The sequence below is a fragment of the Pseudomonas sp. B21-047 genome, from assembly GCF_024748775.1.
Taxonomy (GTDB): domain Bacteria; phylum Pseudomonadota; class Gammaproteobacteria; order Pseudomonadales; family Pseudomonadaceae; genus Aquipseudomonas; species Aquipseudomonas capeferrum.
On record NZ_CP087169.1, the window covers coordinates 1,739,892 to 1,763,285 of the forward strand.

Annotated in this window: 19 protein-coding genes; 12 read left to right on the forward strand and 7 right to left on the reverse strand. The window is 63.2% G+C overall.

Going from position 1 to position 23,394, the window contains the following annotated elements; translation table 11 throughout:
- Positions 1-27: 27 nt before the first annotated feature.
- The 5 genes from fadA to LOY26_RS07995 all read left to right on the forward strand — a co-directional run bounded on the left by fadA (position 28) and on the right by LOY26_RS07995 (position 5,167).
- The gene (gene fadA / locus LOY26_RS07975; RefSeq protein ID WP_258714561.1) at positions 28-1,203 is read left to right on the forward strand and encodes an acetyl-CoA C-acyltransferase FadA; all 1,176 of its coding nucleotides are present in this window, start codon (positions 28-30) and stop codon (positions 1,201-1,203) included.
- 78 nt (positions 1,204-1,281) lie between these two features.
- Positions 1,282-1,533 (forward strand): DUF1653 domain-containing protein, encoded by a 252-nt coding sequence (locus LOY26_RS07980; RefSeq protein ID WP_033700421.1) that lies wholly within the window; start codon positions 1,282-1,284, stop codon positions 1,531-1,533.
- Positions 1,534-1,634: 101 nt separating this feature from the next.
- Complete coding sequence (gene topA / locus LOY26_RS07985; protein ID WP_033700418.1) at positions 1,635-4,244, forward strand: type I DNA topoisomerase; 2,610 nt, start codon at positions 1,635-1,637, stop codon at positions 4,242-4,244.
- A 123-nt stretch (positions 4,245-4,367) separates the two neighbouring features.
- Positions 4,368-4,883: a DUF6586 family protein gene (locus tag LOY26_RS07990; RefSeq protein WP_033700416.1), complete on the forward strand. Its 516-nt coding sequence runs from the start codon at positions 4,368-4,370 to the stop codon at positions 4,881-4,883.
- Positions 4,884-4,933: 50 nt separating this feature from the next.
- Positions 4,934-5,167: a hypothetical protein gene (locus LOY26_RS07995; protein WP_028632474.1), complete on the forward strand. Its 234-nt coding sequence runs from the start codon at positions 4,934-4,936 to the stop codon at positions 5,165-5,167.
- A 50-nt stretch (positions 5,168-5,217) separates the two neighbouring features.
- Here the strand turns inward: LOY26_RS07995 and sulA are convergent, their stop codons facing one another.
- Positions 5,218-5,694: an SOS-induced cell division inhibitor SulA gene (sulA, locus tag LOY26_RS08000; RefSeq protein ID WP_033700413.1), complete on the reverse strand. Its 477-nt coding sequence runs from the start codon at positions 5,692-5,694 to the stop codon at positions 5,218-5,220.
- A 13-nt stretch (positions 5,695-5,707) separates the two neighbouring features.
- The gene (gene lexA / locus LOY26_RS08005; RefSeq protein ID WP_033700412.1) at positions 5,708-6,316 is read right to left on the reverse strand and encodes a transcriptional repressor LexA; all 609 of its coding nucleotides are present in this window, start codon (positions 6,314-6,316) and stop codon (positions 5,708-5,710) included.
- Between the two features lie 217 nt (positions 6,317-6,533).
- On the opposite strand from lexA, the gene LOY26_RS08010 reads away from it, so the two are divergent.
- The 3 genes from LOY26_RS08010 to nagZ are packed head-to-tail and all read left to right on the forward strand — an operon-like array spanning position 6,534 to position 8,833.
- A complete protein-coding gene (locus LOY26_RS08010) occupies positions 6,534-7,247 on the forward strand; it encodes a TetR/AcrR family transcriptional regulator (RefSeq protein WP_033700410.1) in 714 nt (237 codons plus the stop codon).
- A 40-nt stretch (positions 7,248-7,287) separates the two neighbouring features.
- Positions 7,288-7,812 carry a L,D-transpeptidase gene (locus LOY26_RS08015; protein WP_258714562.1) on the forward strand — a complete coding sequence of 175 codons (525 nt, stop codon included), beginning with the start codon at positions 7,288-7,290 and terminating at the stop codon, positions 7,810-7,812.
- Between the two features lie 22 nt (positions 7,813-7,834).
- Positions 7,835-8,833, forward strand: coding sequence for a beta-N-acetylhexosaminidase (gene nagZ / locus LOY26_RS08020; RefSeq protein ID WP_186654231.1), 999 nt, complete (start codon positions 7,835-7,837; stop codon positions 8,831-8,833).
- Positions 8,834-8,944: 111 nt separating this feature from the next.
- On the opposite strand, the gene LOY26_RS08025 is transcribed toward nagZ, so the two are convergent.
- Genes LOY26_RS08025 through mfd form a run of 3 tightly spaced genes read right to left on the reverse strand, consistent with a single transcriptional unit; the run spans position 8,945 to position 16,325 of the window.
- Complete coding sequence (locus LOY26_RS08025; protein ID WP_258714563.1) at positions 8,945-12,292, reverse strand: DEAD/DEAH box helicase; 3,348 nt, start codon at positions 12,290-12,292, stop codon at positions 8,945-8,947.
- Between the two features lies 1 nt (position 12,293).
- Positions 12,294-12,866, reverse strand: a complete 573-nt coding sequence (locus LOY26_RS08030) for a CsiV family protein (protein WP_033700403.1) — start codon at positions 12,864-12,866, stop codon at positions 12,294-12,296.
- 9 nt (positions 12,867-12,875) lie between these two features.
- Positions 12,876-16,325: a transcription-repair coupling factor gene (mfd, locus tag LOY26_RS08035; protein WP_186654043.1), complete on the reverse strand. Its 3,450-nt coding sequence runs from the start codon at positions 16,323-16,325 to the stop codon at positions 12,876-12,878.
- Between the two features lie 167 nt (positions 16,326-16,492).
- Here mfd and LOY26_RS08040 point away from each other — a divergent pair, with 167 nt between their 5' ends.
- The 3 genes from LOY26_RS08040 to sthA all read left to right on the forward strand — a co-directional run bounded on the left by LOY26_RS08040 (position 16,493) and on the right by sthA (position 20,669).
- The gene (locus LOY26_RS08040; protein ID WP_033700399.1) at positions 16,493-17,956 is read left to right on the forward strand and encodes a glyceraldehyde-3-phosphate dehydrogenase; all 1,464 of its coding nucleotides are present in this window, start codon (positions 16,493-16,495) and stop codon (positions 17,954-17,956) included.
- A gap of 118 nt (positions 17,957-18,074) precedes the next feature.
- Entirely contained in the window at positions 18,075-19,073 is a 999-nt protein-coding gene (locus LOY26_RS08045) for an FAD:protein FMN transferase (protein ID WP_258714564.1), read from the forward strand.
- A gap of 201 nt (positions 19,074-19,274) precedes the next feature.
- Positions 19,275-20,669: a Si-specific NAD(P)(+) transhydrogenase gene (gene sthA, locus LOY26_RS08050; protein WP_033700396.1), complete on the forward strand. Its 1,395-nt coding sequence runs from the start codon at positions 19,275-19,277 to the stop codon at positions 20,667-20,669.
- Between the two features lie 48 nt (positions 20,670-20,717).
- On the opposite strand, the gene LOY26_RS08055 is transcribed toward sthA, so the two are convergent.
- Together LOY26_RS08055 and LOY26_RS08060 are read right to left on the reverse strand one after the other, a co-directional pair.
- Positions 20,718-21,434 carry a glycerophosphodiester phosphodiesterase gene (locus LOY26_RS08055; protein WP_258714565.1) on the reverse strand — a complete coding sequence of 239 codons (717 nt, stop codon included), beginning with the start codon at positions 21,432-21,434 and terminating at the stop codon, positions 20,718-20,720.
- Between the two features lie 29 nt (positions 21,435-21,463).
- Complete coding sequence (locus LOY26_RS08060) at positions 21,464-22,048, reverse strand: PilZ domain-containing protein (protein ID WP_186654052.1); 585 nt, start codon at positions 22,046-22,048, stop codon at positions 21,464-21,466.
- Positions 22,049-22,141: 93 nt separating this feature from the next.
- Here LOY26_RS08060 and LOY26_RS08065 point away from each other — a divergent pair, with 93 nt between their 5' ends.
- On the forward strand, positions 22,142-23,392 hold the full coding sequence (locus tag LOY26_RS08065; protein WP_033700392.1) for a lipoprotein-releasing ABC transporter permease subunit: 1,251 nt from the start codon (positions 22,142-22,144) through the stop codon (positions 23,390-23,392).
- The last annotated feature ends 2 nt before the right edge of the window (positions 23,393-23,394 follow it).

The window sequence follows — 23,394 nt, forward strand, 5'->3', positions numbered from 1 at the left end:
ACGCAAGAGTAGAGCGAGAGATTTGATATGAGCCTCAATCCAAGAGACGTGGTGATTGTCGACTTCGGTCGCACACCAATGGGCCGCTCCAAGGGTGGCATGCACCGCAACACGCGCGCCGAAGACATGTCCGCGCACCTGATCACCAAGCTGCTGGAACGCAACGGCAAGGTCGACCCTAAAGAGGTCGAGGATGTGATCTGGGGCTGCGTCAACCAGACCCTGGAGCAGGGCTGGAACGTCGCCCGCATGGCCTCGCTGATGACCCCGATCCCGCATACGTCGGCGGCGCAGACCGTCAGCCGTCTGTGCGGGTCGTCGATGAGTGCGCTGCACACCGCTGCCCAGGCAATCATGACTGGCAATGGCGATGTGTTCGTGGTCGGGGGTGTCGAGCACATGGGCCACGTCAGCATGATGCATGGCGTCGACCCCAACCCGCACCTGTCCTTGCATGCCGCCAAGGCTTCCGGAATGATGGGCCTGACTGCAGAGATGCTCGGCAAAATGCATGGCATCAGCCGCGAACAGCAAGATCTGTTCGGCCTGCGTTCGCACCAGCTCGCCCACAAGGCGACGGTCGAAGGCAAGTTCAAGGACGAGATCATCCCGATGCAGGGCTATGACGAGAACGGCTTCCTGAAGGTCTTCGATTTCGACGAGACCATTCGCCCGGAAACCACCCTCGAAGGGCTGGCGTCGCTCAAGCCTGCGTTCAACCCCAAAGGTGGCACCGTTACCGCCGGTACTTCGTCGCAGATTACCGACGGCGCTTCGTGCATGATCGTCATGTCTGGCCAGCGTGCCATGGACCTGGGTATCCAGCCATTGGCGGTGCTTCGCTCGATGGCCGTGGCCGGTGTCGACCCGGCGATCATGGGCTACGGCCCGGTGCCGTCGACCCAGAAAGCCCTCAAGCGCGCCGGCCTGACCATGGCCGATATCGACTTCATCGAGCTCAACGAAGCCTTCGCTGCACAGGCCCTGCCAGTGCTCAAAGATTTGAAAGTGCTCGACAAGATGGATGAGAAGGTTAACCTGCACGGCGGCGCCATTGCTTTGGGCCACCCGTTCGGTTGCTCTGGGGCACGGATTTCCGGCACCCTGCTCAACGTCATGAAGCAGAATGGCGGTACTCTGGGGGTCGCTACCATGTGCGTCGGCCTCGGCCAGGGCATCACCACTGTCTTCGAACGCGTCTGATCGCGTTGCGGGACAGCAGCCGGGGCCATGTGCCCCGGTTTTTGTTTTTTACAAGATTTGTTCAAGAGGGTGAGTAGCATGCAGATACAGCCAGGCGTATACCGGCACTACAAGGGGCCTGAGTACCGTGTCTTCAGTGTTGCGCAGCACTCCGAGAGCGAAGAGTGGATGGTGTTCTACCAATGCCTGTATGGTGATTACGGGTTCTGGGTACGCCCCCTTTCGATGTTCCAGGAGTCCGTCGAGGTTGACGGCGAGCAGGTGCCACGCTTTGCTTTGGTCAAGGCCGAAGAGGGGCTGCCAGGGTTGCTTGGCAAGTCGCACGTGTGAACGACCGCGCTTGACCTCACTCTTTTGCCACTATATATAGCGGTGCCGCGTCTGGCACCTGACGCGTTTTTCATCTTTCAGATTCAGGAATACTCCGATCCATGGGCAAATCGCTGGTCATTGTGGAATCCCCGGCCAAGGCCAAGACCATCAACAAGTACCTGGGCAACCAGTACGTGGTGAAGTCGAGTATCGGCCATATCCGAGACCTCCCCACCAGCGGTTCGGCCAGCGCTAGCAAAGAGCCGGCCGCCAAGCGTGGCAAGGCTGCGGGTGAGGCGCCGGCCCTTTCGCCGAAAGAAAAGGCACGCCGCCAACTGGTGGCGCGCATGGGGGTCGACCCCGATCACGGCTGGAAGGCCAAGTACGAGATCCTGCCTGGCAAGGAAAAGGTGATCGAAGAACTGCGCCGCCTGGCCAAGGACGCCGACACCATCTATCTCGCAACCGACTTGGACCGCGAAGGGGAGGCCATCGCATGGCACCTGCGCGAAGCCATCGGTGGTGACGACAGCCGCTACAAGCGCGTGGTGTTCAACGAAATTACCAAGAAGGCCATCCAGGAGGCCTTCTCGCAACCGGGCGAGCTGGACATCGACCGCGTCAATGCCCAGCAGGCGCGACGCTTCCTCGATCGCGTGGTTGGCTACATGGTTTCGCCGCTGTTGTGGGCCAAGATTGCCCGTGGCTTGTCGGCCGGCCGGGTCCAGTCGGTAGCGGTGAAGCTGGTGGTCGAGCGCGAACGCGAGATCCGCGCCTTCATCCCCGAAGAGTACTGGGAGATCCACGCCGACCTCGGCACCGCCAAGAACGCCAAGGTGCGTTTCGAAGTGGCGCGCGAGAAGGGTGAGGCTTTCAAGCCGCTGAATGAAGCACAGACCATGGCTGCGTTGGAGAAGCTCAAGGCTTCCAGCTACAGCGTGGTCAAGCGAGAAGACCGCCCGACCAGCAGCAAGCCGTCGGCGCCGTTCATTACCTCCACCTTGCAGCAGGCGGCGAGCAACCGCCTGGGCTTCGGGGTGAAGAAAACCATGATGATGGCCCAGCGTCTGTACGAAGCCGGCTACATCACTTATATGCGTACAGACTCGACCAACCTGTCGGCTGATGCCCTGGACATGGCGCGTGGCTACATCGAGCGCGAGTTCGGCAAGCAGTACCTGCCGGAAAACCCGCTGGTGTATAGCAGCAAGGAAGGGGCTCAGGAGGCGCACGAAGCGATTCGTCCTTCCGACGTCAACACCCACCCGACCAAGCTCAGTGGCATGGAGCGCGACGCAGAGCGCCTGTACGAGTTGATCTGGCGCCAGTTCCTGGCCTGCCAGATGCCGCCGGCGCAGTACCTGTCCACCAGCGTCACTGTAGCCGCTGGCGACTTCGAGCTGCGTGCCAAGGGCCGTATCCTCAAGTTCGACGGTTACACCCGTGTGCTGCCGCAACAGAGCAAGCCTGGCGAAGACGACGTACTGCCGGAGATGGTCCAGGGTGAAGCGCTCAAGCTGATCCAGATCGACCCGAGCCAGCACTTCACCAAGCCACCGGCGCGGTTCACCGAAGCCAGCCTGGTCAAGGAAATGGAAAAGCGCGGCATCGGCCGCCCGTCGACCTACGCCGCGATCATCTCGACCATCCAGGACCGTGGCTATGTGACACTGCACAACCGCCGCTTCTACTCCGAGAAGATGGGCGACATCGTCACCGAGCGCCTGTCCGAGAGCTTCGCCAACCTGATGGACTACGGCTTCACCGCCGGCATGGAAGAAAACCTCGACGACGTGGCCCAGGGCGAGCGTGACTGGAAGAACGTGCTCGACGAGTTCTACGGCGACTTCAGCAAAAAACTGCAGACAGCCGAGTCGGCCGAAAACGGCATGCGTGCCAACCAGCCGACCATGACCAACATTGCCTGCAAGGAATGTGGTCGCCCAATGATGATTCGCACCGCCTCGACGGGCGTGTTCCTTGGCTGCTCGGGCTACACCCTGCCGCCCAAGGAGCGTTGCAAGGCAACCGTCAACCTGGTGCCGGGTGACGAAATTGCAGCGGACGATGAAGGCGAGTCGGAATCCCGTGTTCTCTTGGGCAAGCACCGCTGCCCGATCTGCGCCACGGCGATGGACGCTTACCTGCTGGACGAGAAGCACAAGCTGCACATCTGCGGTAACAACCCGGACTGTGTGGGCTACGAGATCGAAGAGGGTAGCTACCGCATCAAGGGCTACGAAGGGCCGAGCCTGGAGTGCGACAAGTGTGGCAGCGAGATGCAGCTCAAGACCGGCCGCTTCGGCAAGTTCTTCGGTTGCACCAACCCTGCGTGCAAGAACACCCGTAAGCTGCTCAAGAGCGGTGAGGCGGCGCCACCGAAGATGGACAAGGTGGACATGCCGGAGCTCAAGTGCGAGAAGGTCGATGACACCTACGTGTTGCGTGACGGTGCTTCGGGGTTGTTCCTGGCGGCCAGCCAGTTCCCGAAAAACCGCGAGACACGTGCACCACTGGTGTTGGAGATTGTCCCGCACAAGCATGAGATCGATCCGAAGTACCACTTCCTCTGCGATGCACCGCAGAAAGACCCGGAAGGGCGTCCAGCGGTAATTCGCTACAGCCGCAAGACCAAGGAGCAGTATGTGCAGTCCGAGGTCGATGGCAAGCCGACCGGCTGGAAGGCGTTCTACGACGGTAATGCGTGGAAGGTTGAAGACAAACGCTGATTGGCGTTGAACTGGGGGCCGCTTTGCGGCCCCCAGTCATTTCAGGGACATTCAGCTTGCGGCCGGGCAGGGCTTGCCGGAAACTGGCTGCAATCGTTCTGCATCTCAGGGGAGGGCAATGAAATGGCCCAGGAACTCTACACCCGCACCAATCAGAAGCTGTTCTTCGCAGGCCTCGCACTCGAGTCCATGGCCAAGGCCGAACAGGGCCAGGCCATGAACGCCCAGGGCCTGGTCCAGGCCGAACGCGAATCGGCACTGTTCCACCTGTACGGTGCTCTGCTGGGGCTGTGCCATGAGATCGGCGGTTTCTACCGCTTGCCGGCAGGGGCTAATGTCGAGCAGCTGCTGGCTGGCGATGCTTTCAATGAGATTGCTATCCCGGAGGTGGCCGAGCTGCTGGAATTGTCCCGCCAGCGGGAAACCTGGCTGGCGCAAATGCTCAGTGCTTATGCCGATCTGTTCCGACCACCGGTCGCGAAAAAAACGCCTAAAACCGATGTCACCCAGCCGTTGATCCAGGCCGTCAATCTCGATGAGCCCGAGCAACCCGCGCTGTCGCGTGAAGAATTGGAAAGCTGGCGCAGCAACCTCAAAAGCTTGGTGAGACGTTTCCGTGACGCGTTGAGTGAGTGCTGATAGCCGCTGCGGCTGGTACAATGCTGGCCTTTCGTGGAGAACAGCCTTTTATGTCTACGTCTTTTCTGGAAATTGTCGAGTTGCCTGATGGCCGGATCGAACTGCGTCGTGCGGAGGATGAGGGCTCTCTGGTAACCCTGGATTTCTCGGAAGACGCCAAGGTGTTCCTGCAGGGTCAGCATGTGGAAGTGGCCAAGGCCATGCTCAGTGTGGGCGTGCAGATGGCAGGTCGCCTGATGGACGGCGAGCTCGAACGCGAAGAAGGCCCTCGCGTTCTGCATTGATCGGCGTGCAGGGTATCAGCGGTTTCTGAGTGACAGGCAAAGCCTGAACATCAGCCGAGGCGGATGTTCAGGCTTTGTGCGTTTCCGGCACTGGCTGAGCGAAGCAGCAGTTGACGCGCGCTGGCATTGACGCTGCCAAGCCAGCTGACCACGGTGTGGCTGCGGCCCAGGCGCAGCGCTTCGCAAGTGAGTTGCAGTGGGCTCTGATTGCCACGAGGGTGCAGCAGCAGGATGCGTTCGCGGTTGAGGCCGGCATCGCGCAACCAGGCCTGGGTCAGGCTTGCGGGTGGGGCGATCAGGGTCAACCAGCGGGCATCGTCCTCTTCGCTCAGTTCGCGCAGCACCGGGGCCAACAGGCTCTGGCAGTGCCCGGCAGCGCCGCGCAGCGACAGCTCGCTGAACAGATCGGGCTGGCTGATCTTGCGCGCCTGCTCACTGGCTTTCAGGCCGGGCAGGATGGGCTGGGCTAGAAATGCTTCGAACAGTGGCAACTGGGCTTGCTCGGGTGCGTGAATGAACTGCTGCATGGCGCCTCCTGGATCAGCGGCGTATGACGCCGACGCTCAAGCCCTCGATCACCAGTTCCTGTTCTTTCAGGTCGACTTCGATGGGGGCGAATTCGGGGTTTTCGGCAAGCAGCCAGACCTTGGTGCCTTCGCGCTTGAAGCGCTTGACGGTCACCTCGTCACCGATGCGGGCGACGACGATCTGGCCATTGCGGGCTTCGCGGCAGGTGTGCACTGCCAGCAGGTCGCCGTCGAAGATGCCGACATCCTTCATGCTCATGCCGTGTACGCGAAGCAGATAGTCGGCGTGAGGGTGGAAGAAGCTCGGGTTGATGTTGCAAGATTGCTCGATGTGCTGCTCGGCGAGGATCGGTGCGCCGGCTGCGACCCGGCCAATGATCGGCAGGCCGTTCTCTTCGGCCTTGGTTTCAAGGCCCGGGATACGGATGCCGCGGGATGCGCCCGGGGTCATCTCGATGGCGCCTTTGCGGGCAAGGGCCTTGAGGTGCTCTTCGGCGGCGTTGGGCGATTTGAAGCCCAGTTCCTGAGCGATTTCAGCGCGCGTCGGAGGGAAACCGTTGTCTTCAAGGCAACGTTTGATGAACGCGAGAATTTCGGCTTGGCGTGGCGTCAGTTTCAACATGGTGAGCGCTCTGTCTTTTTATACAGTGACTGGGATTATATACAGTACTGGATGAGCTGCAAGCGCCAAGCAACAACAAAAAGTGCCGCGCGGGCCAACTTGTCGCTTGCAGCGTGTAATGGGGCGCTTTTAAATGGCGACCGCCCGGTCACCGAGCCTTGACAGAAGCAGGGCTGAAACGTATGTTTCAAACACCTGTTTGTCTGGCGGAATAATCATGGCCCAATCGGAAACCGTTGAACGCATTCTCGATGCTGCCGAGCAGTTGTTCGCGGAAAGAGGGTTTGCAGAAACGTCGTTGCGGCTGATTACCAGCAAGGCCGGGGTGAACCTGGCAGCGGTCAACTATCACTTCGGTTCCAAGAAGGCCCTGATCCAGGCGGTGTTCTCGCGCTTCCTTGGGCCGTTCTGTGCCAGCCTCGAGCGTGAGCTGGAGCGTCGTCAGGCGCGCCCGGAGCAAAAGCCCAGCCTCGAAGAGCTGTTGGAAATGCTCGTCGAGCAGGCCCTGGCCGTTCAGCCGCGCAGCAATAACGACCTGTCCATCTTCATGCGCCTGTTGGGGCTGGCTTTCAGTCAGAGCCAGGGGCACTTGCGCCGCTACCTGGAAGACATGTACGGCAAGGTGTTCCGCCGCTACATGCTGCTGGTCAACGAGGCTGCGCCACGGGTGCCGCCGCTGGAGCTGTTCTGGCGCGTGCATTTCATGCTCGGCGCCGCCGCGTTCAGCATGTCCGGCATCAAGGCCCTGCGTGCCATCGCCGAGACCGATTTCGGCATCAATACCTCGATCGAACAGGTCATGCGCCTGATGGTGCCATTCCTGGCTGCGGGCATGCGCGCCGACAGCGGGGTTACCGACGAAGCGATGGCAGCGGCCCAGCTGCGCCCACGCAGCAAGACCAGCACCAGCGCCACCACCGCCAAGGCCTGAAGGCTGGGCGGGGCAGGGCGCTTCGGCTAAGCTAGCGCCCATGCCCGATCTCGATTTTTTGCACATATCCCTTGCCGACCAGTGCCTTTATGGGTTCACCCAGGGGCGGCTGTGCGTGCGCATGGTGGTTTCTACGGCGCGCAACGGCGCTGGCGAGCGCAACGGTTCGGGCTGCACCCCGCGCGGGCTGCATCAGGTGCGGGCAAAAATTGGCGCGGGCCTGCCGCTGAACGCAGTGTTGCGCGGGCGGCGCTGGACCGGCGAAGTCTGGTCGCACGAGCTGCAGGCGCAGTTCCCCGGGCGTGACTGGGTGCTCACCCGCATACTCTGGCTCAGTGGCTGCGAGCCGGGCGTCAACCGCCTGGGTGCGGTCGACACGTTCCGGCGCTATATCTACCTGCATGGCACCCCGCTGAGCGAACCTTTGGGCGTGCCGCTGTCCGATGGCTGCATTCGCCTGCACAACACCGATTTGCTTGCCCTGTTCGACCGGGTGCCGGCCCATTGCCGCGTGCGCATCGAACAGGCGGCTTGCCCCCAGTGGGCTTCTTTAAGTCTTCAATAAAGGATTTCCCATGACCGTCAGCCTGCAAGGCTCCCTGATGGTGGACATCGCCGGTAAATGGCTGACCGCCGAAGACCGTCACCTGCTGCGCCAGCCTGAAGTGGCCGGCTTGATCATTTTTGCCCGCAACATCGACAGCCCGCGCCAGGTGCGCGAACTGTGTGCGTCGATCCGCGCGATTCGCCCTGAGTTGATCCTGGCGGTCGACCAGGAGGGTGGTCGGGTACAGCGGCTGCGCCAAGGTTTCGTGCGCCTGCCGGCCATGCGTGCGCTGGCCGACAACGACAACGCCGAGTACCTGGCGGAACAATGCGGCTGGTTGATGGCCACCGAGGTGTTGGCTGTAGGCCTGGACCTGAGCTTTGCGCCGGTGCTGGACCTGGATCACCAGCGCAGCGCCGTGGTCGGCAGCCGCGCCTTCGAAGGTAACCCGCAGCGTGCCACGCAGTTGGCGGCGGCCTTTATCCGTGGCATGAACGCTGCGGGCATGGCGGCCTGTGGCAAGCATTTCCCGGGGCATGGTTGGGCCGAGGCCGATTCCCATGTGGCCATCCCCACTGACGAGCGCAGCCTTGAGCAGTTGCGCCAGGCGGACCTGGTGCCGTTCACCCGGCTCAGCGGGCAACTGGCGGCGGTAATGCCGGCGCACGTGATCTATCCGCAGGTCGACAACCAGCCGGCGGGCTTCTCGCGGCGTTGGTTGCAGGGCATCCTGCGGGGCGAGTTGGGCTTTGACGGGGTGATCTTCAGTGACGACCTGTCCATGGCCGGTGCGCACGTGGTCGGGGATGCCGCCAACCGGATCGAGGCGGCCTTGAGCGCCGGTTGCGACATGGGCCTGGTGTGCAATGACCGGGCGGCGGCGGAGCTCGCATTGAGTGCGGCGCAGCGGCTCAAGGTCAAGCCTTCGCCGCGCATTGCGCGGATGCAGGGGCAGGGCTTTGCACGTACCGATTACCGCCAGCAGCCGCGTTGGCTGGAGGCGTTGGGGGCCTTGAAAGAGGCGCAGTTGATCGACTGAGTTTGGCCAAGAGGCGTATGTCTTGAGGCTTGAGGTGTGTTGGGAATCGAGCGCCGCCCGCGCGGCGCTCGATTCTGAAGGCGCCGTAAACCCCAAGCGGACGCCGTAAGCTCAGCGCCCGCGCTTGCCAGGCAGCGGCGCGAACAGCGCTTCGATCTCCTCATCCCCCAGCCGCCACTGCCCTGCCTGCCCACCATCGAGCAGGCTCGAGGCCAGTGCCGCCTTCTCCTGTTGCAACAACTGGATTTTCTCTTCCACGGTGCCGCGGGTGATCAGCTTGAACACGAACACCGGCTTGTCCTGGCCAATGCGGTAAGCGCGGTCGGTGGCCTGGTTCTCGCTTGCCGGGTTCCACCAGGGGTCGAAGTGGATCACCGTGTCTGCAGCCGTCAGGTTCAGCCCGGTGCCACCTGCCTTGAGGCTGATCAGAAACACCTCGCTGTCCCCCTGCTGGAATGCCTGCACCGGTGTGCGGCGGTCACGGGTGTCGCCGGTCAGCAGGCTGTAACGGACTTTGCGCTTCTGCAGTTCCTGCTCGATCAGTGCCAACATCGAGGTGAACTGGGAGAACAACAATACCCGGCGGCCTTCACTGAGCAGCTCTTCGAGCATTTCCAGAAGCGCCCCGAGCTTGCCCTTGTCGGCCTGGTTGCCCTTGGTTTCAACGCCCTTCACCAGGCGCAGGTCGCAGCACACCTGGCGCAACTTGAGCAGGGCGTCGAGGATGATGATCTGGCTACGCGAGGCGCCATTGCGGGCGATCTCGTCGCGGACCTTCTTGTCCATGGCCACGCGCACGGCTTCGTAGGTGTCGCGCTGGGCATCGCTGAGCTCGACCCAGTGGACCATTTCGGTCTTGGCAGGCAGCTCGGTGGCTACCTGCTCCTTGGTTCGGCGCAGCAGGAACGGGCGGATGCGGCTGGCCAGGTGGGCCAGGCGCTCGGTATCGCCATGGCGTTCGATCGGGGTCCGGTAGGCCTGGTTGAAGTGCTTGAGGTCGCCCAGCCAGCCAGGCATCAGGAAGTGGAAGATCGACCACAACTCGCCGAGGTTGTTTTCCATGGGCGTGCCGGTCAGGCACAGGCGTTGTTCGGCCTGCAATTCGCAGACGGCGAGGGCCGCCTTGCTGGTGCTGCTTTTGATGTTTTGCGCCTCGTCGAGCACCAGCAGGTGCCAAGGCTGCGCGCGCAGGTGTTCGAGGTCGCGGGGTACCAGGGCGTAGGTGGTCAGGACCAGGTCGTAGTCGTGCAGCGCGGCAAAATGCTTGCTGCGCCCCGGGCCGTGTAACGCCAGCACGCGCAGGTCGGGGGCGAAGCGTTGGGCTTCGTCGAGCCAGTTCGGTACCAGGCTGGTCGGCATCACAGCCAGGGCCGGGGCGGTCAGGCGCCCGGACTGTTTTTCCAGCAGCAGGTGCGCCAGGGCCTGCAGGGTCTTGCCCAGGCCCATGTCATCGCCGAGGATGCCGCCGGTACCCATTTCGCGCAGGGCCTGCAACCAGTTCAGGCCTTGTTGCTGATAGGGGCGCAGGGTGGCGTTCAGCTGCGTGGGCGGCGCGACCTGCAGGTCGCGCGCATCGCGCAGACGCTTGCCCAAATCGCGCACATGCGCACCACCTTCCCAGTGCAACGTCAGGTGATCGAGTTCGTTCAGGCGCGCGGCATCTGCACGGTCCAGGCGCAGCGAGGGGCCTGCGGCGTGTTCATGCAGGTACAGTTCGCCAAGGGTGCCCATGACGGCCTTGATGCGGCCGTAGGGCAGGGCGACGCGCAACGCAGGGCTGTCGAGGCGGCCGCGGTTGAGGTCGATCAGCAGGTGTTCGTCATCGCTGCGCCGGGCCAGTTCGGTGGCGCGCAGCAGCTCCGGGTTGCTGCGCAGCAACTGCAGCACGATCGGCAGCAGGCTGTGGCGCTGGCCATCGACCACGATGCCCAGCTCCAGGTCGAACCATTCATGGCCGGGGGCTTCGTCGATGTTGGCGTACCAGTCGTCCACCTCTTGCAGGTTGAAGGCAAAATCACGGTGGATATCGATCACCCAGCCGTCTTCACGCAGGCGGGCCAAGTCGTTGCGGGCAAAGTGCAGCCAGGCCTCGTCATCCGGCAACTGGTGCATCTCGCCGGCGCTGTCGGGCAGGGCTTTGCTCTGCCGGGTGGCGGCCTTGAAGCCCAGGTCGCGCAAGGCTTTGCGCAGTGCCTGCTCGGCTTTGGGCTGGCGGCGAATGCGCTGGCTGGTGGCATCGACCAGGCGGGTCAGTGGCTTGTCGTCGTTGCCGCGGGTGCGCAGGCCATCGTAGTCGAACGACAGCGCGGCACGGTGCTGCATCTGGCGCTGCATGCGGCCGGTCTTGGGCATGTAGGCGCTGAATTCGAGGCTGCCCAAGGTCAGGTGAGGGCGCGGCTGGATGTCATCGATCTGTTCGCTGCGCACGGTTGTGGGGGTCGGCACCTGCCGGTTCAGCGCATTCAAGCGATGGCTCAACGGAATGATCAGGTGCTCGGGAACCGTGGGTGCACTCGCCAACTGACTGGCAATGAACGGGTCAAGGTCATGCAGCAGCTTGCCGGTCTGCCCGTTCTGGGTGTCCACGTAATAGAGTGGGTCGAGCGGCAGTGCCAACCGGTGGGCATGTTCATCATGGTGCCAGGCGCCGCGATAGCTACCGTTGTCCAGTCGCACCCAGCGAAATTCGGCAGGCAGGTCCGGGCCTTGGGCCAGTGGAGCCTGTTGTTCGTCATACAGCAAGCGGCCGGTGGCCAGCGCATACTCATAGAGTTCGGCGCCCTTTTTGCCTTCCAGTCGCGCGATCGGCAGGCTGTAATCCTTGCCGAGGGCATCGATCAGCCGCAGTGCGCGCAAGTCCTCATCGGTCACGTATTTGGGCGTGTAGTAGATGAGCTCGGGCATCGAACTGGGGCGGCCCAGCTTCAAGGTGCCATCGGCCTGCCGGGTGCCTTTGAAGACGCTGAGCATGCATTGGCCATGGTTGTTGCTCACCACGTAGTAGAGTGCGGGGCCTTTTCGCTTGGCAGGCTCCGCGGTGGGTGCGGCTGGTAGTTCCAGCGCCTCCACCCAGTGCGCGAGTTCGGGGGGCAGTTCAAGGGATTGCTGCGCTGACTGCGTGGCAGCAAGGGGCTGGTCTGGCGCGCCTTCGATAAAGTCCGGGCCACGTTCCAGCACATAGAGCGCCGCCGCGCAGTGCTTGCAATTGTCACCGACCGGGCACGAGCACGTTCCCTCGCATTCAAGGCCGTCCTCGGTCATGTCCAGTTCGATGCGTTGGTAGTATTCGCGGCCGCCGGAACCCGCACATTGAGCGCGGATGGTCAGGTCGAGGATCGATACGATCTTGCTCCTGCCATCCTCGGCATAATCCAGGCCGCGCTGCAGGGTTTTGCGGTCAAACGTGAACGTCCACCCGTCATGCTCGCGGACGAAGAACTGCGCATCGCTCTCGCTCACATCACTGCTCCATCATCTCCGGGTCCAGTGCCGGCAGTTTGCGCATCCCGGCCGGGGTCACCTTCAGCAGCACCGCCAGGTGCCCGCCGTCGAGGAAGGTCAGCTGGCCAGCCTTGACGTTGCTGTTGCTCTGCTTGAATTGCTCGCTGCGCAGCACGCTACCGTTGCTGTCGAGCTGGTTGACCCAGAAGTTGGCCTGCACGGCAATGAAGCGGCCTTCGGCGATGCTCAGGTTGCCTTCGATGGGGAAGTGGCCGAACTGCTCTTCACCCTCGCTCAGGGCGATGCGGCTGGGCTCGCTGCCGGCCTGCTGCTGCCAAGCCTTGTGCATGAGCACGGTGTAGTCGGCGGTGGCCTGCAGGCGGGTGACCTCGTCCTCCAGGCCCAGCGGGCGCTCGGCCGCCTTGTCCAGGGGGTTGCCGTCGGCGCGCCAGTTTTCGGGCGCGAACGGGCTGGTGAAGGCGGGCACGCTGTTTTGCCGCACCAGGATCATTTCTACCTGATACACCCCTTCGGCAAAGGCTGTTGGCGCGAACAGCGCCAGCAGCAGGGTCAGGCAACGGATGGCACGCATGGATCTTCCTTAGGCAGGCTGTGGGGTCAGGCGCTCGAACAGCGCCTCAAGGGTGTTGAAACGTTCGTCGGGGCGCTCCATCGGGACCAGGAAGCGGAACTGGGTGGCGCCTTCGAATTTGTAGCGTTTGGGCTGGCCCTGGATCAGCTTGATCAAGGTCAGCGGGTCGACCGGTGTTTCGGCCTCGAACTCGAGTTTGCCGCCGTTGGGGCCGGCATCGACTTTCTTGATGCCGAGCTTTTCCGCCTGCAGTTTGAGTGAGGTCAGGCGCATCAGGTTTTTGGTCGGCTCGGGCAGCAGGCCGAAGCGGTCGATCATCTCGACCTGCAGGTCCTTGAGGCCCTCTTCGTCGGCCGCCGAGGCGATGCGCTTGTAGAGGATCAGCCGTGCATGCACATCGGGCAGGTAGTCTTCGGGGATCAGCGCTGGCAGGCGCAGGTTGATCTCTGGGCCGCCACCGAGCGGTTGCTCCAGGTTCGGCTGGTTGCCCTTGCGGATCGCCTTGACGGCGCGTTCGAGCATTTCCATGTAGAGGGTGAAGCCCACGGCCTGGATCTGCCCGCTCTGGCCTTCGCCAAGCAGTTCGCCGGCGCCGCGGATTTCCAGGTCGTTGGTGGCCAGAACAAAACCGGCCCCCAGGTCCTGGGTATTGGCGATGGCTTCCAGGCGTTTCTCGGCGTCGCTGCTGACCTTCTGCCGTGCCGGGGTCAGCAGGTAGGCGTAGGCCTGGTGGTGGCTGCGCCCGACCCGGCCGCGCAACTGGTGCAGCTGGGCCAGGCCGAACTTGTCGGCACGCTCGATGACGATGGTGTTGGCACTGGGCACGTCGATGCCGGTCTCGATGATGGTCGAGGCGATCAGCACGTTGAAGCGCTTGTGGTAGAAGTCGCTCATCACCTGTTCCAGCTCGCGCTCGCGCATCTGCCCGTGGCCGATACCGATGCGTGCTTCCGGCACCAGTTCGGCGAGGTCTGCGGCGCATTTTTCGATGGTTTTCACATCGTTGTGCAGGTAATACACCTGGCCGCCGCGCAGCAGTTCACGCAGCAGTGCTTCTTTGACCGTGCTGTTGTTGTGCTCCATGACGAAGGTGCGCACCGACAGGCGTCGCGCCGGCGGCGTGGCGATAATCGACAGATCGCGCATGCCGGCCACGGCCATGTTCAGGGTGCGTGGAATCGGCGTGGCGGTCAGGGTGAGGATGTCCACTTCGCTGCGCAGCGCCTTGAGCTGTTCCTTCTGGCGTACGCCAAAGCGGTGCTCTTCGTCGATCACCACCAGGCCCAGGTCCTTGAAGCGGACATCGTCCTGCAGCAGCTTGTGGGTGCCGATGAGGATGTCGATCTTGCCCTCGGCAAGGTCTGCCGCAGCGCTGGCCACTTCCTTGGCCGACTTGAAGCGGCTCATCACTTCGACGGTCACCGGCCAGTCGGCGAAGCGGTCGCGGAAGCTGTTGTAGTGCTGTTGGGCGAGCAGGGTAGTAGGCACCAGTACCGCCACCTGGCGGCCGCTGTGCACGGCGATGAAGGCCGCACGCATGGCCACTTCGGTCTTGCCGAAGCCCACGTCGCCACACACCAGGCGGTCCATCGGCTTGGCCGCGAGCATGTCGGCGCGCACGGCTTCAATGGCGTTTTGCTGGTCGGGGGTTTCCTCGAAGGGGAAGCCGGCACTGAAGGTGGCGTAGTCGGCGGCCGGGTCGGCGAAGGCATAGCCTTTGCGGGCGGCGCGGCGGGCGTAGATGTCGAGCAGTTCGGCAGCGACATCGCGCACCTGTTCGGCGGCCTTGCGCTTGGCCTTCTGCCAGGCCTCGGAGCCGAGCCGGTGCAGCGGCGCCAAGGCGTCGTCGCTGCCGGTGTAGCGGGCAATCAGGTGCAGGTTGGCCACCGGCACGTAAAGCTTGGCGTTCTCGGCGTATTCCAGGGTGAGGAACTCAGCGGCCTGGCCGTCGATCTCCAGGGTCGCCAGGCCCAGGTAGCGGCCCACGCCATGGTCGATGTGCACCACCGGCGCGCCTTCGCGCAGCTCGGTGAGGTTCTTGATCACGGCATCGTTGGCGGCTTCGCCACGTTTGTCGCGGCGCCGGCGCTGCATCACGCGCTGGCCGAACAACGGGCTCTCGGCCACCAGGGCGATGGCCGGGTCGTCCAGCACCAGGCCCTCGTCAAGCGGCGCGACGGTGATCGCCAGGCGCTCGGAGCCGGTGATGAAGTCGGTCCAGCCTTCGACGGTGTGGGGGCGCAGCTTGAGGCGCTCGAGCAATTCCAGCAGCACTTCGCGACGGCCCGCCGATTCTGCGGTGAACAGTACCCGCCCGGGGAACTGGTCGAGGAACCCGGCCAGCGCGGCCAGCGGCTGATTGGCCTTGGCCTCGATGGCAAGGTCCGGCAGGGCGCGTGCCGGGAAGCGCTCACGGCCGGCGCCAGGGTCGACGTCTTCGGCGCTGACCACCACCCGCGGCCATTGCTTGAGCTGGGCGAAACAGTCTTCGACCGGCAGGAACAGTTCGGCAGGCGGCAGCAATGGCCGGCTCAGGTCGCCACGGCGGTCTTCGTAGCGCCCGCGCACGTCGTTCCAGAAGTGCTCGGCCGCCTGCTCGACACCGGGCAGGGAAAACACCTGGGTATCGCTGGGCAGGTAGTCGAACAGGGTCGAGGTTTCTTCGAAGAACAGCGGCAAGTAGTACTCGATGCCGGCCGGGATGATGCCGCTGGCCAGGTCCTGGAAGATCGCGCTGCGCCGGAAGTCGACGTCGAAGCGCTCCCGGAAGCGGGCCTTGAAGCGGGTCACTTCCTCTTTCTGCATCGGGAACTCGCGCGCCGGCAGCAGGCGCACCGAGTCGACCTTGTCGATCGAGCGCTGGGTCTCGGGGTCGAAGGTGCGCAGCGTTTCGATCTCGTCATCGAACAGGTCGATGCGGTAGGGCAATTTGCTGCCCATGGGGTACAGGTCGATGAGGGCGCCGCGCACGGCGAACTCGCCATGCTCGTACACCGTGTCGACGCAGCGGTAGCCGCTGGCTTCGAGGCGCGTGCGCATCTGCTCGACGTCGATGGTCTGGCCGATGTCCAGCACCAGGCTGCTGCCCAGCAGGAAGCGGGTCGGCGCCAGGCGATGCAGGGCGGTGGTGATCGGCACCACCAGGATGCCGTGGCTCAGCTCCGGCAGCCGGTACAGGCTGGCAATACGTTGGGAGATGATGTCCTGGTGTGGCGAGAACAGGTCGTAGGGCAGGGTTTCCCAATCGGGGAAGGGCAGCACCGGCAGGTCTGGGGCAAAGAAGCGCAGCTCCTGTTCCAGACGGTCGGCGGCCTGGCTGTCTGCCGTCAGCAGCAGGGTAAAGCGGCCAGCGCTGCTGGCGGCTTCGGCAATGGCAAGGCTGAGGGCGGCACCGGGCAGGTTGCCCCAGGTTTGTTTGCCGGCCGTGGCCGACAGTTGCGGTAGGCGCAGAACTGACACGGGAGATTGCACTCCAAGCGTTGCGGCAAAGAGACCGATTGTACCGGTGCCGGTGCCCGCTGTCAGGCTCCAAAGGCCATGAACACTGGCTCTGGCTGCCACGACAGGCGCTCATTGCCCGTTCCGCGTTGGGGCGTCATAATGTAGCCCCTTTTTTCTGTCCCTACATGTGGAAGGTTCCCGTGACTCAGAAGCCCGACCAGTGTCTTGGTGAGTGGATTGATCGTGAAGCGTTGGCTGAAGCGATGATCCCGCTTATCGGTCAGCTCTACCGCAACAACAACGTGGTGAGCTCGATTTATGGCCGCAGCCTGATCAACCGTTCGGTTATCTCGATCCTCAAAGCACACCGCTTTGCGCGTCATCGTCAGGCCGACGAGACCGAACTGTCTGTCCACGAGACGTTCCCCCTGCTCAAGGCCATGAGCGAGCTGAAACTGGGCGCCGCTTCGGTCGACCTGGGCAAGCTGGCCAACAAGTTCAAGCTAGAAGGCAACGGCCGCAGCGCCGAGCAGTTCGTGCGTGAAGAACTGGCCGACGTGGTTGGCCAGCAGAACGCTTCGGCGCGTAAAGGCACCGACGTCGTGCTGTACGGTTTTGGCCGTATCGGCCGCCTGCTGGCGCGCATCCTGATCGAGAAGACCGGTGGTGGCGACGGCCTGCGTCTGCGTGCCATCGTCGTGCGCAAAGGCGCCGAGAACGACCTGGTCAAGCGTGCCAGCCTGCTGCGCCGTGACTCGGTGCACGGCCCGTTCGATGGCACCATCACCATCGACGAAGCCAACAACACCATCACCGCCAACGGCAACCTGATCCAGGTTATCTACGCCAAGAGCCCGAGCGAAGTCGACTACACCCAGTACGGTATCGACAACGCGCTGATCGTCGACAACACCGGCGTATGGCGTGATGCCGACGGCCTGGGCCAGCACCTGGCCTGCCCGGGCGCTGCCCGCGTGATCCTCACCGCACCTGGCAAGGGCGCGCTGAAGAACATCGTGCACGGCATCAACCACGGCGAAATCGCTGCTGATGACAAGATCATCTCGGCCGCCTCCTGCACCACCAACGCCATCGTGCCGGTGCTGAAGGCTGTCAACGACCAGTACGGCATCATCAATGGTCACGTCGAAACCGTTCACTCGTTCACCAACGACCAGAACCTGATCGACAACTTCCACAAGGGCAGCCGCCGTGGCCGCGCCGCGCCGCTGAACATGGTCATCACCGAGACCGGTGCCGCCACTGCTGCTGCCAAGGCGCTGCCAGTGCTCAAAGGCAAGCTGACCGGCAACGCCATTCGCGTGCCGACGCCGAACGTCTCGATGGCCATCCTGAACCTGAACCTGGAAAAGGCCACCACCCGCGAAGAGATCAACGAGTACCTGCGCCAGACGGCCATGCACTCGGACCTGCACAAGCAGATCGACTACGTCAGCTCGCAGGAAGTGGTTTCCACCGACTTCGTCGGTTCGCGCCACGCCGGTGTGGTTGATGCCGAAGCCACCATCTGCAACGACAACCGCGTTGTGCTGTACGTCTGGTACGACAACGAATTCGGTTACAGCTGCCAGGTGGTTCGCGTGATGGAAGACATGGCCGGTGTGAACCCGCCAGCGTTTCCGCGCTGATTCGCTTGTAAGGCAATGAAAAAACGGGAACCTTCGGGTTCCCGTTTTTTTGTCCTGACTATTGTGTTGTCCGGGCTTGCCCCGCGAAGAGGCCGGCCCGATAGTCGAGTAAGCGAATGTGCGTACAGTTCTTCTCCTGGCATTGATGCTCCTCACCGCCTGCAACCAAGGCCCGACCCTGGAGCGCCTGGGCGGCCCTGCCATGGGCAGCAGCTACAGCATCCAGTACGTGCGCGAGCCCGCAGGCCCGCCCCCGGCCCAGGTGCAGGTGGCAGTCGAGGCAATCCTGCAGGAGATCGACCTGCACTACTCGACCTATCGCAGCGATTCCACCGTCAGCCAGTTCAACCAGCTCGCGGCCAACCAGTGCCTGGCGCTGCCGCGCGACATGCTCGACCTGGTCCGTTTCGGCCAGCACCTGGCTGTGCAAAGTGCCGGCGCCTTCGACCTCACTGTCGAGCCCTTGCTCGACCTCTGGGGCTTCGGCCCCCAGGCCCGTCACGAACAGGTGCCCGACCCGCAAGCCCTGGCCCAGGTGCGCCTTCGCGTGGGCTACCAGCACCTGCGCATCGAAGGCCAGGCGCTGTGCAAGGACGCCCCCGTCGAGCTGGATTTCAACAGCATCGCCGCCGGCCACGCCGTCGACCTGATCGCCGAGCGCCTGCGCGCCATGGGTATTACCAGCTTCATCGCCGAAGCCACTGGCGAGCTCAAGGCCGTTGGCCGCAAGCCTGATGGCAGCGCCTGGCGCATCGCCCTGGAGCTGCCCCGTGAAGACCGCCAGATCGCCCGCCAGGTCATCCCGGTGGATGGCCTTTCGGTATCGACCTCGGGTGACTATCGCCATTATTTCGAGGAGAATGGCCGGCGCTATTCGCACACCTTCGATGCCCGCCTCGGGCGCCCGGTCGCGCACGACCTGGCCGCCGTCACCGTGCTCGATGCCTCGGCGCTGCAGGCCGATGGCTACTCGACCCTGCTGCTGATCCTCGGGCCGGAGCGCGGCTGGGATTTCGCCATCAGCCATGACCTTGCCGCTGTGCTGGTGACTCGGGCCGAGGGTGGCTTCGTCTCCCGAACCACCCCTGCGTTCGAGCGGGCAATGAAAGGCGAGTGAAAGCGCAAGGATGGATGATCGCCAGGGAATCGGTGAACCACATGTAGTGCAGGCAAAATTGGCCTACGACGCGACCAAGGGTTAATGTGCGCGGCGTTCACGCTTGATTAGACTGCAACCGAATTTTCTCATGGCGCCCCGGCGACATGATCGCGCCCCGCGAGCCACCGTGACTCGCGGGCCAGTTCTGAAGGAGTACGCATGGCTGTCTACAACTACGACGTAGTGGTGCTGGGTTCCGGCCCGGCCGGAGAAGGCGCGGCAATGAACGCCGCCAAAGCAGGGCGCAAGGTGGCGATGGTCGACAGCCGTCGCCAGGTCGGCGGCAACTGCACCCACTTGGGCACCATCCCGTCCAAGGCACTGCGTCACTCGGTGCGGCAGATCATGCAGTTCAACACCAACCCGATGTTCCGTGCCATCGGCGAGCCCCGCTGGTTCTCCTTCCCGGACGTGCTAAAGAGCGCCGAGAAGGTCATTTCCAAGCAGGTCGCCTCGCGCACCGGCTACTACGCGCGCAACCGTGTCGACCTGTTCTTCGGCACCGGCAGCTTCGCCGACGAGCAGACCGTCGAAGTGGTCTGCCCCAACGGTGTGGTGGAAAAACTAAACGCCAAGCACATCATCATCGCCACCGGCTCGCGCCCTTATCGCCCGGCCGACATCGACTTCCATCACCCACGCGTCTACGACAGCGACACCATCCTCAGCCTCAGCCACACCCCGCGCAAACTGATCGTCTACGGCGCCGGCGTGATCGGCTGCGAGTACGCCTCGATCTTCAGCGGCTTGGGCGTGCTGGTCGAGCTGGTCGATAACCGTGGCCAGTTGCTGAGCTTCCTGGATTCGGAAATTTCCCAGGCGTTGAGCTACCACTTCAGCAACAACAACATCACCGTACGCCACAACGAGGAGTACGAGCGGGTCGAAGGCCTGGACAATGGTGTGGTCCTGCACCTGAAGTCGGGCAAGAAGATCAAGGCCGACGCCTTGCTGTGGTGCAACGGCCGTACCGGCAACACCGACAAGCTGGGCCTGGAAAACATCGGCATCAAGGTCAACAGCCGTGGCCAGATCGAGGTCGACGAGGCCTACCGCACGACCGTGCCGAACATCTACGGCGCCGGTGATGTGATCGGCTGGCCGAGCCTGGCCAGTGCCGCCCACGACCAGGGCCGTTCGGCTGCCGGCAGCATCGTCGACAATGGCAGCTGGCGCTTCGTCAATGACGTGCCGACCGGCATCTACACCATTCCGGAGATCAGCTCGATCGGCAAGAACGAGCAAGAGCTGACCCAGGCCAAGGTGCCGTACGAAGTGGGCAAGGCCTTCTTCAAAGGCATGGCGCGTGCGCAGATCGCTGGCGAGCCGCAGGGCATGCTGAAGATTCTGTTCCACCGTGAAACCCTGGAGATCCTCGGCGTGCACTGCTTCGGCTACCAGGCCTCGGAAATCGTCCACATCGGCCAGGCCATCATGAACCAGCCGGGTGAGCTGAATAACCTGAAGTACTTCGTCAACACCACCTTCAACTACCCGACCATGGCCGAAGCTTATCGGGTAGCTGCCTACGACGGCCTGAACCGGCTTTTTTAAGCGGCTCCGGCCGGTGGCCTGAGCCGGTCGGGGAGACCGATTTCAGCCCTACCCGAGGGTGGTCTTGGCCAAACCGGGAAAGTCTGTAATCAGGCTGTCCACGCCAAAATCAGCGAGCCGGCGCATCAGTGCCGGTTCGTTGACTGTCCACACCGACACGTGCAACCCCTGGCCCTGTGCCTTGAGCAGGCGCTCGGGGGTGCACAGTGTCCAGTTCAATGCCAACAGCTCGCAGCCGTAGTTCTGCGCGACCTTCAGTGGGTCGAGCCAGGCGTATTCGGCCACCAGCCCGCGCGCCACGTCCGGCACCAGCTCCAGGGCAGCACCCAGCACTTCGCGTGAGCTCGAGGTGATGGTGACTTTGTCCAGCAGGCCGTATTGCTGGGCCAGTTCACGAATCGCCAGCACCGTGCTGGCGGCGCGGGTGCGCGAGGCGCTCTTGACCTCCAGCTGCCAATGCTCGAAAGCGCATTTTTCGAACAGTTCTTCCAGTTTCGGGATGGGGCAGGGCTGCACCCAGCCCGGGCCGCCCTTGCGCGCGTCGATCTTGGTGAGGTCGGCCGCCAGCTGCTCGACCACCTTGCCGCGACGGCCGGTGGTGCGTTTGAGGGTCGGGTCGTGGATCACCATCAGTTCGTTGTCGGCCGACAGGTGCAGGTCCAGCTCGCAGCGATTGACGCCGTGGGACAGGCATTGGCGGAAGCTGTTCAGGGTGTTTTCGGGGGCTTCGCCCTTGGCGCCGCGATGGCCGTAGATCAGGGTCACGTTCGTTCCTTCAATTCAAAGGGAAAGGCTCAGGAAGCAGGGTCGTTCTGTTCCAGTTGCTGGCGCCGTTGCTGTTGCTGGCGCTGCAGGATGTAACGGGCCAGCAGTTGGCGCTGGGCGTCGGTCATGTCGATGAATTCGGTGCCGACCTCGAAGCTGCCGTCCGGGCGCGGCTCGCAGTGGCTGACCTTGCCGCGCAGCAGCAGGCCGTGGGCGCGGGGCATCAGCACCATCTTCACCTTGACCCGGGTGCCGGGGGCGATGGGCTGGGCCTGGCTGGACTCGATGCCGCCTTCGGAGATGACCACTGCCTGCGGCTGGCCTATTTCGCCGATGAGGGTCTGCGCGACCACGGCGCTGAGCAGGTCGAGGCGTTTGCTCTGCGCCCGCAGAAACGCCGCGAGGGTGCGGTCTTTGTCACTCAACTGGCGCAGCAGGTGCTGGGCTTCGAAGTCGGACAGGTGCAGCTCGCTGAGCAGGTTGAACAGCGGTGAATCATCCTGCAACACTTCTGGCTCAAGGGCTTCGGCCGCACTCAAGGGGCTGATTTGAAGTGCGATCTGATCTTCGATGCGGTAGTATTCGCGGCGATCTTCTTCGTCTAATGTCGTCATGGCGAACCCATGGTAGCGGCGGTGGTCCGAGTGTAAAGCCGCCGTAAGCGCCTCGCCACAAGGACGTTCCCTTTCATCCGAACAAGCCCCGACATGTTCAGACCTCTTTTCGCATTTATCGGCACGCGTTATACCCGTGCCAAACGTCGCAATCACTTCGTCTCGTTCATTTCCCTGACCTCGATGATCGGCCTCGCCCTGGGCGTGGTGGTGATGATCGTGGTGCTCTCGGTCATGAACGGCTTCGACCACGAGATGCGTACCCGCGTGCTGGGCATGATTCCCCATGCCACGCTCGAGAGCGGCCAGCCGCTTGACGACTGGCCTGCGCTTGCCCAACAAGTAAAGCAGAATCCGCAGGTGGTGGCGGTTGCGCCCTTCACCCAGATGCAGGGCCTGCTGACCCATGACGGCAAGGTGCAGAAGGTGCTGCTCAATGGCATCGACCCGGCGCGCGAACGCGAGGTGTCGATCATCGACAACTTCGTCCAGCAAGGCCGTCTCGACCAGCTGGCGCCGGGCGAGTGGGGCATCATGATCGGCGACAAGGCCGCGGCCAAGCTGGGTGTCGCCATCGGCGACAAACTGACCTTCGTCGCCCCCGAGGTCAGTGTGACCCCGGCCGGCATGTTCCCGCGCATGAAGCGCTTCACCGTGGTCGGTACCTTCCACGTGGGCGCCGGCGAGATCGACGGTTACCTGGGTCTGACCAACATCAACGACCTGTCCCGCCTGCACCGCTGGAAGCCGAACCAGGTGCAGGGCCTGCGCCTGAAGTTCGACGACTTGTTCCAGGCACCGCGCGTGGCCTGGGACATCGCCCAGCACTTGGGTGACCAGGAGTTCTACAGCCGTGACTGGACTCGCACCCATGGCAACCTGTACCAGGCGATCCGCATGGAGAAGGCCATGATCGGCCTGCTGTTGCTGCTGATCGTGGCGGTGGCGGCGTTCAACATCATTTCCACCCTGGTAATGGTGGTGAACGACAAGCGCGGCGACATCGCGATCTTGCGCACCCTTGGCGCCACGCCTGGGCAGATCATGGCCATCTTCATGGTGCAGGGTACGGTGATCGGGGTGATCGGCACCTTGATCGGCGCGGTGGTCGGCATCCTGGCAGCGCTCAACGTGAGCGCGGCGATTGCCGGCATTGAGACGCTGATCGGGCACAAGTTCCTCAACGCCGACGTCTATTTCATCGATTACCTGCCGTCGCAGATCATGGCCAATGACGTGTACATGGTCTGCGCTGCGGCGCTGGTCCTGAGTTTCTTCGCCACCCTGTACCCGGCCTGGCGTGCGGCCCGCACCCAGCCTGCAGAGGCGCTACGTTATGAGTGAGT

Bases quoted from the DNA above. Each gene is read 5' to 3' on its own strand.
- sulA (WP_033700413.1), bottom strand. From the start codon at position 5,694: ATGCAGCAGTTCATTCACGCACCCGAGCAAGCCCAGTTGCCACTGTTC.
- LOY26_RS08010 (WP_033700410.1), top strand. From the start codon at position 6,534: ATGGCCCAATCGGAAACCGTTGAACGCATTCTCGATGCTGCCGAGCAG.
- fadA (WP_258714561.1), top strand. From the start codon at position 28: ATGAGCCTCAATCCAAGAGACGTGGTGATTGTCGACTTCGGTCGCACA.
- LOY26_RS07990 (WP_033700416.1), top strand. From the start codon at position 4,368: ATGGCCCAGGAACTCTACACCCGCACCAATCAGAAGCTGTTCTTCGCA.
- LOY26_RS07995 (WP_028632474.1), top strand. From the start codon at position 4,934: ATGTCTACGTCTTTTCTGGAAATTGTCGAGTTGCCTGATGGCCGGATC.
- LOY26_RS08060 (WP_186654052.1), bottom strand. From the start codon at position 22,048: ATGACGACATTAGACGAAGAAGATCGCCGCGAATACTACCGCATCGAA.
- LOY26_RS07980 (WP_033700421.1), top strand. From the start codon at position 1,282: ATGCAGATACAGCCAGGCGTATACCGGCACTACAAGGGGCCTGAGTAC.
- lexA (WP_033700412.1), bottom strand. From the start codon at position 6,316: ATGTTGAAACTGACGCCACGCCAAGCCGAAATTCTCGCGTTCATCAAA.
- LOY26_RS08040 (WP_033700399.1), top strand. From the start codon at position 16,493: ATGTGGAAGGTTCCCGTGACTCAGAAGCCCGACCAGTGTCTTGGTGAG.
- topA (WP_033700418.1), top strand. From the start codon at position 1,635: ATGGGCAAATCGCTGGTCATTGTGGAATCCCCGGCCAAGGCCAAGACC.
- sthA (WP_033700396.1), top strand. From the start codon at position 19,275: ATGGCTGTCTACAACTACGACGTAGTGGTGCTGGGTTCCGGCCCGGCC.
- LOY26_RS08065 (WP_033700392.1), top strand. From the start codon at position 22,142: ATGTTCAGACCTCTTTTCGCATTTATCGGCACGCGTTATACCCGTGCC.
- LOY26_RS08015 (WP_258714562.1), top strand. From the start codon at position 7,288: ATGCCCGATCTCGATTTTTTGCACATATCCCTTGCCGACCAGTGCCTT.
- LOY26_RS08030 (WP_033700403.1), bottom strand. From the start codon at position 12,866: ATGCGTGCCATCCGTTGCCTGACCCTGCTGCTGGCGCTGTTCGCGCCA.